The organism is Streptomyces sp. URMC 123 (assembly GCF_051386515.1).
Classification (GTDB): Bacteria; Actinomycetota; Actinomycetes; order Streptomycetales; family Streptomycetaceae; genus Streptomyces.
Map to the genome: position 1 here is coordinate 1 of NZ_JBPQTV010000236.1, position 10,101 is coordinate 10,101.

Annotated in this window: 11 protein-coding genes and 1 pseudogene; 7 read left to right on the top strand and 5 right to left on the bottom strand. The window is 71.0% G+C overall.

From position 1 onward, the window contains the following. Positions 1 to 44 precede the first annotated feature (44 nt). The 5 genes from ACSNOD_RS22950 to ACSNOD_RS22970 form a co-directional block, all read right to left on the bottom strand. Complete coding sequence (locus tag ACSNOD_RS22950; protein ID WP_436768911.1) at positions 45 to 446, bottom strand: YidB family protein; 402 nt, start codon at positions 444 to 446, stop codon at positions 45 to 47. 119 nt (positions 447 to 565) lie between these two features. After that, the gene (locus ACSNOD_RS22955) at positions 566 to 1,579 is read right to left on the bottom strand and encodes a zeta toxin family protein (RefSeq protein ID WP_436768912.1); all 1,014 of its coding nucleotides are present in this window, start codon (positions 1,577 to 1,579) and stop codon (positions 566 to 568) included. Between the two features lie 95 nt (positions 1,580 to 1,674). After that, positions 1,675 to 2,100, bottom strand: a complete 426-nt coding sequence (locus ACSNOD_RS22960) for a hypothetical protein (RefSeq protein WP_436768913.1) — start codon at positions 2,098 to 2,100, stop codon at positions 1,675 to 1,677. Positions 2,101 to 2,147: 47 nt separating this feature from the next. Next, positions 2,148 to 3,194: a transglycosylase SLT domain-containing protein gene (locus ACSNOD_RS22965; protein WP_436768914.1), complete on the bottom strand. Its 1,047-nt coding sequence runs from the start codon at positions 3,192 to 3,194 to the stop codon at positions 2,148 to 2,150. Next, the gene (locus ACSNOD_RS22970) at positions 3,191 to 3,655 is read right to left on the bottom strand and encodes a helix-turn-helix domain-containing protein (RefSeq protein ID WP_436768915.1); all 465 of its coding nucleotides are present in this window, start codon (positions 3,653 to 3,655) and stop codon (positions 3,191 to 3,193) included. The genes ACSNOD_RS22965 and ACSNOD_RS22970 overlap by 4 nt, the downstream gene beginning before the upstream one ends. A gap of 100 nt (positions 3,656 to 3,755) precedes the next feature. Between ACSNOD_RS22970 and ACSNOD_RS22975 the strand changes: the two genes are divergently transcribed. The 7 genes and pseudogenes from ACSNOD_RS22975 to ACSNOD_RS23005 all read left to right on the top strand — a co-directional run. Then, positions 3,756 to 4,199, top strand: coding sequence for a hypothetical protein (locus tag ACSNOD_RS22975; protein ID WP_436768916.1), 444 nt, complete (start codon positions 3,756 to 3,758; stop codon positions 4,197 to 4,199). A gap of 21 nt (positions 4,200 to 4,220) precedes the next feature. After that, positions 4,221 to 4,526 (top strand): hypothetical protein, encoded by a 306-nt coding sequence (locus tag ACSNOD_RS22980; RefSeq protein ID WP_436768917.1) that lies wholly within the window; start codon positions 4,221 to 4,223, stop codon positions 4,524 to 4,526. A 14-nt stretch (positions 4,527 to 4,540) separates the two neighbouring features. Further along, positions 4,541 to 5,308 carry a hypothetical protein gene (locus tag ACSNOD_RS22985; RefSeq protein WP_436768918.1) on the top strand — a complete coding sequence of 256 codons (768 nt, stop codon included), beginning with the start codon at positions 4,541 to 4,543 and terminating at the stop codon, positions 5,306 to 5,308. 26 nt (positions 5,309 to 5,334) lie between these two features. Beyond that, complete coding sequence (locus tag ACSNOD_RS22990; RefSeq protein WP_436768919.1) at positions 5,335 to 6,948, top strand: hypothetical protein; 1,614 nt, start codon at positions 5,335 to 5,337, stop codon at positions 6,946 to 6,948. Beyond that, on the top strand, positions 6,945 to 8,384 hold the full coding sequence (locus ACSNOD_RS22995) for an SCO6880 family protein (RefSeq protein ID WP_436768920.1): 1,440 nt from the start codon (positions 6,945 to 6,947) through the stop codon (positions 8,382 to 8,384). The genes ACSNOD_RS22990 and ACSNOD_RS22995 overlap by 4 nt, the downstream gene beginning before the upstream one ends. A 23-nt stretch (positions 8,385 to 8,407) precedes the next feature. Continuing rightward, positions 8,408 to 9,916: an ATP-binding protein gene (locus tag ACSNOD_RS23000; protein WP_436768921.1), complete on the top strand. Its 1,509-nt coding sequence runs from the start codon at positions 8,408 to 8,410 to the stop codon at positions 9,914 to 9,916. Positions 9,917 to 10,027: 111 nt separating this feature from the next. Continuing rightward, positions 10,028 to 10,101: pseudogene (locus ACSNOD_RS23005) on the top strand (DUF4913 domain-containing protein); the annotation flags it as partial.

Genomic DNA, 10,101 nt, shown 5'->3' on the forward strand with positions numbered 1-10,101 from the left:
GCGCCGGCCGGCGGGACCTCGTACCGGCCGGCGGGGGCCGGGGGTCAGAGCCGCGCGCGAATCAGGTCCTCCAGGGACCCCTCCGGCACGTCGCCCTGCGGGGTGAGCCGGTCGACCACCACCGGCAACGTCTGGGCGAGCCGGTCCGCCGCGGACTCGGGCGAGATCCCGGCCTCCTGCGCCACGTGGTCGAGCGCCTGGTACGGCAGCGCCTGCGCCACCTCGGGCCCGCTGACCGCCTCGTTCCCGCCGGTGCCCACCCAGGAGCGCACCCGCTCCTCGAGGCCGCCCTCGGAGAGCTGTTGGATCAGACCGCTCAGCGGATTGCCGGTCCCCCCGCCGCCGGCGCTGCCGAGCGTGGCGATCAGCGAGGCGACGAGCCCGCCCCCGCCCTTCCCGCCACCGATCAGGCCATCGAGCAGACTTCCCAGATCCTGTGTCGCCATGACCGTCCTTCCCTGCGTCCGGTACCGATGAATCTACCCATATCGGTCACGGCTGCCACCCCGGCCGCCCTCCGGACATGAGACGCCATCGTCACTGCGCGGCAACGTGCCCGTAGAGCTCAGCGGGCGCGTCCGTGTCCGTGGTCGCGATGGTGGGGCTGCTGTCGTGGCTGGGCGGCCGGCTGTACCACGGCCCTGGCGGTCGGCCGGGCGGCCGTGGCGGAGGCGGCGTTGGCAGCCGCCGCGATCCGGATGCGCATCCCGTTCTCCTGGCTCTGATGCCGGAGGACAGGGGCGTGCCGGCCAGGGCTCGGGACGACCTCCCAGTCGCCGCGGTCGAGCTCGATCAGGCCGGTGACATGACCTTGGGCGTGGAGGGCGTGGGCGTTGGTACGGCTGACAGAATGAGCGGACGCACCACCCTGGGGGTAGAGAGCGTGAATCAGGGGTTCAGGGGCCATGCGCCCACCGTACGAATCGCGGCCGGCATCGAACTCCAGACGGAGCTCCTGCCACCGCAGGGCGTTCTGCTCGAGGGAGGTCCGCAAGGGCACCTCGACGGACAGCACGATGCGCTGCCCGTATCCCTCACGCGCGAGATCCCCCAGGAGCGCCTCGGTCTTGGGCAGATTCTTCATGGTGCCGTCATAGATGAGGTTGTGACCTTGTCCGCGGGCCCAAACCTCGAACTGATCCTGGAGGTAGGCGCTTTCCCGGTGCACGAGGGCGGCGAGCTCGGCGGGCGCCAGCTGGCGGCCTCCGGGAAGTCGACGCGCTTCTGCCGATAGGGTCGGGGCTCCGCCGTGCCGAATGATCGCCTCTTTGAACTCGTCCGGGTCGAGGCGAACGTATGTGGATGGGTCGACACCGTGGGCCTCAGCAAGGGCTTGGCCGAGCTCGGTGGCATCCCCTTGACGATTCTCCAGCAGCCGGAGCGAAGTTCCTTTCCCCGCGCCGGGCGGCCCGGAGGTGAGGAGAACCGCGCGGCCGTCACGGGGAAGCCCTGCGGCCTTGGCTATGGCTTCGTCCATGACCGCACGGTGCAGCCGCATGCGCTCCGGCGACCACACGCCGCCCTGGAAGTGCTGGGCAAAGGTGTCGCGGGGGCCGGCAGAGAGGTCGCCGGTGGACATCCTTGCCTGTAGGTGGCGATAGAGCTCGCGGTAGTCCTCACGTAGCACATTCACCCTGCTGACCGACCCCTCCGGTGAAGATCGTCTTGAGGCGATCAGAGTATCTGGCCGCGTCGGCGCCAGATCTCTTGGTAGTCGTCCTCGGTGATCTGGTGGAGCAGCACGGCACCGGAGATCACCTCCGCCGTGTTGTCCTGGTGGTCGGGCAGAGTGTGCGCAAGGTCCCATTCACGCTCTTCGAGCGGCCACGCGGCCACGGTGGCCAGCATCTCCTCACGGGCAATTCGGCCTGCCGCATAGTCCTTGAAGTACGCACGCAGCGACGGTGTCGCCATGGAAGTCCTTTCGGTCGGTCGGCCGGGGCTCGGAGCGCCGTGGCCTGCGTGAATACGGTGAGCATACGGACATGCCGCCAGCCACCGCACCGAAGTCCCGCGGACGTACTCCTCGACCCGCGTGCCGCTCAGGCCCTGGGGGCTGAAACGGGTACCCGCCTCTGCCGCCGCCTGCTCCAGCGCCACCGCGCGGCACCGGGTTCGGACAGAGTCGGCGCGGCATGGCGGAACGTTTACCCGGCGCGGGGGAAGTGGGGTGGTGTCCAGCCGACGTAGCGGGCGCCCCACTTGGTCTCGATGAGGTCGGCGCTGACGATGTCGATGTAGCCGCGGCGGAGGATGTCGTTGGAGGCGATCTGCCCGTTGCCGAGGTAGACGGCGATGTGTCCGGCGCGGCTGCCGGTGTCCCAGTACATGAGCGCGCCTGGGGGCGGGTTGCGGTCGGTGTGCTGCATTTCTTTGGGAACGACGCTGAAGTGGTCGATGGCGTAGGTGACGCCGGAGAAGTTCCAGCCGTAGACGATGGAGGTGTAGGCCAGGCAGCGGTTGTACCAGCCGGCGCTGGAGTTGGCGCCGGCGTTGGCCTTGGCCCATGCGATGGCCTGTTCGACGGTGCGGGGGTTGTTCAGGGTCCAGCTCTGCCGGCCGTCGGTGAAGCGGGACGATCCGCCGCCGCTGCCGGCCGCCGTCCACTCCGCGGCCTGTTTCATGATGGCGGCGATGTAGCCGGTGGTTTCCTTGAACGGCGGTATGCCCTGGTAGCGGGCGACGTGGCCCCAGCCGGCGTTGTAGCCGGCGAGCGCAAGAGGAATCGTTCCTCCTGAGTAGCCGGAGCGCTCGGCGTCCTTGACGAGCTGACACATCAGGCGGGCCTGGGCCATGATCGAGTCGCCCGCGTCCCAGACGCTGACGCGGCCGTTGCCGTCGTCGTCCTGGCCGTAGGTCGCGAACGTCGAGGGGATGAACTGGGCGATCCCCTGGGCCCGGACGCCGCCTGCCAGGGGAGGGCCTTGGGCGGTGTCGTTGAAGTTGCTCTCCGCCGAGAGCTGGGCGGCGATCAGGGCGGGGCTCACCTGCGGGCAGGTGGCGCCCGCCTTGAGTATCCAGGGCCGGAACCGGCCGCCCACCCCCTCCTTGAGCCCTCCGCCCGCGCCGGCCAAGCCCTGCCCGGCGCTGCCGCGCCGGCCGTCCTCGGAGGCGAACACCACGCCGGCTATCAGGGACAGCATCAGCACCGGTGCGCAGGCCACGGCGATGGCCGCGGTGATCGGTTTGGTCATTCTCGTGTCCCCCCGCGTGCCTCTTCGATGCGCCGGCGGTGCGCGTCCCGCCCGGCCTGCCACGCCACGAGCCACTGGTCGGTGGTGACCTGATAGGCGGGCGCCCAGCGATCCGGCGCGCGCACGCGGTACACGCCCGCTTCCACACGGCTGACCATCTGGGCCGACATGCCGATCGCCTCGGCCACCTGGCGCTGCGTCCGTCCGGTGCGCTGCCGGAGCTGCTTCAGCGTCACCGGGCCCTGCGACGGCGCGAGTTCGTCGGCGCTCACGCGCAGCGCCTGGGCAAGGGAGAGGACCACGCGGGCGGTGGGGCTGCGCGCTCCGGACTCGGCCTTGCGGGCCGTCTCCGGGCTGATGCCGGCGAGCAGCGCCAGTTGCCCCAGACTCAGCCCGGCCCGCTGTCGGTGGTGCCGCATACGTTCGGGCCGGAAGGCCGTCATGCCGCCGCTGCGCGTCATTCCACCAACCTATATAAGTCTTACCAATAAGTAACTACTGTCAGTTGCCTATGTTAACCTACGGGTCAGCAAGATCCAGAGTTTCAGGGGGGAGTCGACGATGGATCACTCCTACCGCCCGCGGTTCGCAATCCTCGGCGCTCATGGCGGGGCGGGGGTGTCGGCCACGGCTTTGATGCTCGATCCGCAGCGGCAGGGGCGGGCCGTTGAGCTGCCGCCGGGGGCGTCGCTGCCAGCCGATCACGCCCCGGTGGTGGTGGCCCGCTCCACCGCGTACGGCATCCGGCAGGTCGCGCATCTGCTCGGCCACTGGCATCCCGACCTGGGCCGGCCCTGGCTCGTGGTCGTCCGTGATGCCCCGCTGCCGCTGCTGCCCGCGGTCTCCTGCCGGCTGCGGGCCCTCGGCTCCCGGGTCCTGGGCACCGTGCACGTGCCGTACCTGGCCGCCCTGCGCAGCGCCGAGAGCCCCGAGGAAGCGCTTCACCACCGCTCCGTCGCCAAGGCCGCCGCCGGCCTGCGGGCCGGCCTGCGCCTCACCGACTGACCAGACCCCAGGAGTTCCTTCATGTCGCACTTCATACACGCCGCGTCTGACATGGTCACGCTCGCGGATGGCAACTTCCCCAACCCCAAGCCGGAGGCGCCTCCGGGCATGGAGGAGGTCTTCGGCGGCTGGGTTGCCTGGGCGAAGTGGATCGCCGTGATGGCAGGCATCCTCGGCCTGATCGCCTGCGGCATCATGATGATGCTCGGCCGCCGCAACCGCTCCAACCTGGCCGCTGAGGGCGCCTCCGGCATCATCTGGGTCATCGCCGGTATCTCCGTCGCCTCGTTGGCCGGCGGCGCGGTCCCGATGTTCTTCGGCGCCTGAGCGGGGGCCGGGGGATGTCACTCGACCTCCAAGCCGCTGCCCATAAGCGGATGCGCCGGGGCCTGTTCACCCTGGCCGCCATCGTTGTGGTGCTGGCCGTCATCGTCGTGCTCCTGCTCGTTTTCGGCGGCGGCACGAAGAACGCCGGCCAGAGCCCGAGCGGCGCTGGGTCCGGGTCGGGGGCCGGGCAGCCCACCCCGGCCGCCGCCGCCACGCCCTCCGACGGTGCCTACGCCCAGCCGAAGGACTGGGTGAAGCTGCCGGAAGGGGCCGCCACGGCCAACGGCCTGCCGGTGAAGTTCCCCAAGACGGAAGCCGGCGCCGCGGCGATGATGGTCTCCGTCGTCCGGGCCAGCTGGCGCCTGGAGGCAGCCGACATCGAGAAGGCCGTCGTCACCTATTCGCTGCCGAAGGAAGCTGAATCCGCCAAGGCTGTTGCTCAGCGGGCAGCGGCGGAGAACCGGAAAGCGGCGGGCCTCCCGACCGAAGGAACGCTTCCGCAGGACGCGTCCTTCTCCCCCGTCCCCCTCGCGGTGAAGTGGCAGCGGCAGGACGACACACACGTGAAGGTGTGGGTCAACATCCGCTTGGTGACCAACCCCGGGACCGGCGCGGAGCCCAAAACTCGCCTCGTCGCCATCGCGGGGACGGCCGTCTGGGACGGAAGCGACTGGAAAGAAGCATTCGCGCCCCCCGGGAAGCTGCCGGAGCCCTTTGACCTTGGAGACGAAGGCTTCAACCGCGTCGGCTGGATAGCCATTCTGGAGGACGGCCGACGATGACTCTTTCCCGTCGGCTCCTTGTTTGCTTGGCCTCGCTGCTGGTTCTCGTCTCCCTTTCCGCCCCGGCCGCCACCGCGGCGCCCGCCGCCCCGGCAGTGGCCCGGCCTGCGGCCGTGGCGCCGGCGGCCCTCCCGGCCGGTTTCTGGGATTCGGTCTGCGGCGCATCGTGGGGTATGTCAGCTGCCTGCGCAACCGTGAAGGAAGTCAAGAAGAAGACGAAAGAGGCTTTCGTCGAAACCTTGGAAAGCACCACGGTGAAGCCCATCGCTCAGGCGTTGGCCGATTTCACCGCCACCACGCTGAGGGAAACACTGACGTGGTGGCTGACCATGAAGTCGGTGCAGATCAAGGATTCCGGCGTCACCACGGTGAAGGCTCCCGAGTGTCAAAAACCTGAGAAGGCGACAGACGGAGAGCAGGAACAGGACCCGCGGTGCAAGGGCAGTGCGGGCGCCTCCTTCAACTCGGTGTCGCTGCAGGCGATCATGTTCGGCATCGGGGTCATGATCGCCACACTGCTGACGATCATTCAGGGCATTCGGACCGCGATCCGCCGCAAGGGCACCCCTCTGTTGGAGGCGGTGCAGGGCCTGATGGTGGCCGTGCTGGTGTCCGCGATCGGCATCACCGTCATCGACGCGCTGCTGGTGGCCTCCGACACGCTGACCGAGGCGATCCTGGACGTGTCGTTCGGCGGTCGGCAGCACGCGCCCGATGTGATCGTGAAGGTGCTGCTGCCGGCGCTGGAGAACCCGATGGGGATGATCGTGATCGCCGCGATCGTGCTGCTCGTCGGCCTGTGCCAGGTCGTGCTGCTGTTCCTGCGTCAGGCCGCGGTCCCGATCCAGGGCCTGCTGCTGCCGATCGCCGCGGCGGGTCAGGTTGGTGGGTCCAGCACGCGGCAGTGGCTGCCGCGGCTCGCCACCGCGATCATGACCGTGATCGTCTACAAGCCGATGGCCGCTGTCATCCTCAGCGTCGGGTTCCTGGAGATGTCGAACGCCCCCACCATGGTCGACTGGACCCGCGGGGTGGTCACGCTCGTCTTGTCGGTCTTCGCGCTCAAGGCGCTCATCAGCATCTTCTCGCCGCTCGGCGTCGCCATGACCGGTGGCGGTTCCGGAGGTGCCGGCCTGTCGAGGCTGCTGGACGCCGCCGGTGACCTGATGGCCCGCAGGGGCAACGGAGGCGGTGACGGCGGCCCGTCCGCTCCCACCTCGGCCACCCAGCACGCCGAGTACATGGACCGGCAGAACAGCGGCAACGGCCCGGACACGCCCCCTGCGAGCAGCAACACGGCCGTGCAGCACGCCAACAGCACCGACACCACGTCGTCGCCGAACGGCGGCACGGGCGGCGGAGCGGGGCAGCCGGGAGCCCCGGGTGCGCCGGGCGCGGCCGGGACCGCCGGTGAGCAGGCCCCCGCGGGGGCTGCCGGCACGACCGGCGGTGCGACCGGTGGTGCGCAGACAGCCGGTACCGGTGCCTCGGTGGGCGGCGGTGCGACCGGAAGCGCCGCGGCCGGCGGGGGTGCCGCGGCCGCCGCGGGGCCGGTCGGCATCGCGATCGTGGCGGCGGAGGCCGCGCACCAGGGCATTCAGACGGCCGGGAACACCATGTCGGAGGGGAGCAAGCAGTGAGCACCGTATCGAGGCTCTACGGCGGCTGGCGGCGCTCGCGCACCCTGGGGATCGGGCATCTCAACGGCGCGCAGACCGCTGTGGTCGTGCTGGCGCTGATCGTGCCGATCATCGTGCTGAACGTCGGTGGCCTGGGGACGCTGCCGGTCACCGTTCCGGTGGCCTTGGTGGTCATGGTGCTGACCGTGTGGCAGCGCCATGGCACTCCGCTGCTGTCGTTCGTGGCGGCGCGGCTGCGGTGGCAGTGGGCCGCCTACCGCGGCGAGACCTCCTACCGGGGGCAGTTCCTGGCCTCTCCGCAAGCGCTCGACCTGCCCGGGATCGTGGCGCCCACCAAGCTGCTGCGGGTGCAGGACTCCACCGGCAGTGAGCCGGTGGGCCTGGTGTGGAACCAGCGCACGGGCCAGATGACTGCCTCCCTGCTGCTGTCGCCGGCCGGCTCCCTGCTTGCCCCGTCGGATGCGCAGAACGGCTCGGCGGCGGCCTGGGGCGAGACGCTGGCGCGGCTGGCGAACGAGGAGACGCTGCTGGGAGCATCCGTCACGATCCAGGTGCGGCCCTCCTCCGGGCAGGCGCTCACCGACCACGTCACCGAGCGGTTGGACCCGTCTGCCCCGGCGGCCGCCCGCCAGGCGGTGCGGGAGCTGGTGGCCCGGGCGCCGCGTGCCTCGGCCCAGCTGGCGGCCTGGCTGACTCTGACCACCGACCCCTACCGCTCCTCGGCGCAGCGGCCGCGCACTCCGGCGGAGGCGGCGGCCGAGACGCTGCGGGTGCTGGACGGGGTCGACCTGTCGGGGGCCGGCGCGGACATCGTGCGCCGGGCCACGGATGTGGACCTGCTGCGCCTGGTGCGCGGCGCGTACTCGCCGGCCGACATGGACGCCCCCCAGGAGCAGATCGCGGCGCTGACGTGGCATGAGGCCGGGCCGGTGGCCGCTGAGGACGACTGGACGGTCTACCGGCACGACGGGGCGCACTCGGTGTCGTGGGTGCTGCGGGAGGCTCCGCGCAAGCCCGTCCCCTACGACGTGCTGCTGAAGCTGCTGGCCCCGGGCAAGTTCACCCGCCGTATCACGCTCGCCTACCGGGTGCTGCCGACGGAGGAGGCGGCCGCGGTGGTCGAGCGCGAGGTGAACGCCTCCGACGCGCGGGCCGAATACCGGCGCCGCACCCAGCGCTCCACGACGCGGCGCGAGCGGGTCGACGCCGAGCACGCCGAGCGGTCGGCCACCGAGGAGGCGCTGGGCGCCGGGCTGGTGCAGTGGTCGCTGTACGTGACGACCACCGTCGAGAACGCCGAGGACCTGCCGGCGGCGATCCGCGAGGTGGACAAGGCCGCCAAGCTCTCCGGCGGCCTGCGGTTCCGCTACGCCTACGGCGGGCAGGCGGCGGCCTTCGCGGTCGGCCTGCCGGTCGGTGTCAATCCGCTGGCCTGAGTCGACAGAGGGGAGGGGGCGTCATGAGACGCAACAAGGCGGCCGCACAGTCCGCGCCGCGAAAAGCGGCCGGCGGCGAGCCGGAGCCGATGGCCCATCAGCTGAACCCGAAGGTGATCGCCGGGCGCCGGGGCTGGCCGGGCGCCGGCCGCGGCCGCGCGGCCAACCTCGACCGCGGCTCCGTCTACATCGGCACCACCGCGCAGGTCGGCGGCCTGTACCCGTTCGTGCTCGGTGCCGGCCTGCCCCCGGAGGGGGTGCCGATCGGCCCCGACATGCTCACCCACGAGCTGGTCTGTTTCGACCCGGGCGGCTGGGTGGGCAAGCTGACGCAGAACCCGGGTGTGTGGGTGATGGCCCAGCCCGGCGCGGGAAAGTCGGCGTTCACCAAACGCGTGGCCACCGTCTACAGCGCCTACGGCTACAAGTGCGTGGTCCCCGGCGATGTGAAGGGCGAGTACGCGCCGATCGTCCGCTCCCTGGGCGGGCAGGTCGTGCGCATCGGCCGCGGCCTGGACCGGCTCAACCCGCTCGACTCCGGCCCTCTGCGGCCGCTGCTGCCGACGCTGCCCGAATCCCGCCGGGAGCCGCTGCTGGCAGAGATCAACGGCCGCCGCGGCGAGCTCCTGCAAGCCCTTCTGGCCACCGAGGTGGGCCTGGGCCGGCGCCCGAACGCCACCGAGTCCAACGTGGTCACCCACGCCATCCGCGTGGTGTCGGAGAAACTGCTGGGAGAGGACCCGGTGGTGCCCGACGTCATCAAACTGCTGCGCGACGGCTCCGACGCACTGTGGTCGCGCCTGATGGTCTCCTCCGAGAACGAATACCGCTCCCACGTCCGCGAGGTGACCCTGGCGCTGGAGAACCTGTGCGACGGCCCCCTGTCGGGCCTGTTCGACGGGCCGACCACCACCCCAGTGGATTTGGAGGCCCCGGCGCTGAGCGTGGACCTGTCCGCGCTGCTGACGGCCGGGAACAACGTCGTGGCGGCCGGCCTGCTGGCCACCTGGGCGTACTCCTACAGCGCCATCGACTCCGCCCGCGCGCTGGGCATGATGAACCGGCCCCTGGTGCTGCCGCTGGACGAGATGTGGCGGGCGCTGCGGGCCGGCGCCGGGATGGTCGACGCCATGGACGCCATGACCCGCCTGAACCGCTCCAAGGGCGAGGTCACCATCTTCGTCACCCACAGCCTGCGCGACCCCGAAAGCCTGCCCACCCCCGAGGACCGGGCCAAGGCGTTGGGTCTGATGGACCGCTGCGACTCCCTCGTCCTGGGCGCCCTCTCCCACGGCGAGCTGGAGCGCGTCAGCGCGCAGCGGCCCCTGACCGACGCGGAGATGGCGATGGTGGCCTCCTGGTCGAGCCCCACCATCACCGGCGTGGACGGCACCACCCAGCAGCACCGCGGCCGCGGCAAATACCTGATCAAGATCGGCACACGGGCCGGCACGCCGGTCCGGCTGGAGCTGACCGACACCGAGAAAGAGCAGTTCGACACCGACAAGGCCATGCGACGGAGACACACGTGAGCACCAGCCGACCCACCACCAGCGGGGGCGGAGGCACCGCCGCACCGCTCGCCATCGTCGGGGTTGTCTTCGGCGGCGGGGCGCTGTTCGCCGGGGCCTGGCTGGGCGGCACCCTGGTGCGCACGCTGGTTCGAACACCCCCAGGCCGTCGCCCGCCTGCACGCCCTCTGGCTGGCCTGGCAGGA

What these genes read in the sequence shown, in the direction of transcription:
- ACSNOD_RS23000 (WP_436768921.1), top strand. Translation starts at nt 8,408, where the DNA reads ATGAGACGCAACAAGGCGGCCGCACAGTCCGCGCCGCGAAAAGCGGCC.
- ACSNOD_RS22985 (WP_436768918.1), top strand. Translation starts at nt 4,541, where the DNA reads ATGTCACTCGACCTCCAAGCCGCTGCCCATAAGCGGATGCGCCGGGGC.
- ACSNOD_RS22950 (WP_436768911.1), bottom strand. Translation starts at nt 446, where the DNA reads ATGGCGACACAGGATCTGGGAAGTCTGCTCGATGGCCTGATCGGTGGC.
- ACSNOD_RS22975 (WP_436768916.1), top strand. Translation starts at nt 3,756, where the DNA reads ATGGATCACTCCTACCGCCCGCGGTTCGCAATCCTCGGCGCTCATGGC.
- ACSNOD_RS22980 (WP_436768917.1), top strand. Translation starts at nt 4,221, where the DNA reads ATGTCGCACTTCATACACGCCGCGTCTGACATGGTCACGCTCGCGGAT.
- ACSNOD_RS22970 (WP_436768915.1), bottom strand. Translation starts at nt 3,655, where the DNA reads ATGACGCGCAGCGGCGGCATGACGGCCTTCCGGCCCGAACGTATGCGG.
- ACSNOD_RS22965 (WP_436768914.1), bottom strand. Translation starts at nt 3,194, where the DNA reads ATGACCAAACCGATCACCGCGGCCATCGCCGTGGCCTGCGCACCGGTG.
- ACSNOD_RS22955 (WP_436768912.1), bottom strand. Translation starts at nt 1,579, where the DNA reads ATGTCCACCGGCGACCTCTCTGCCGGCCCCCGCGACACCTTTGCCCAG.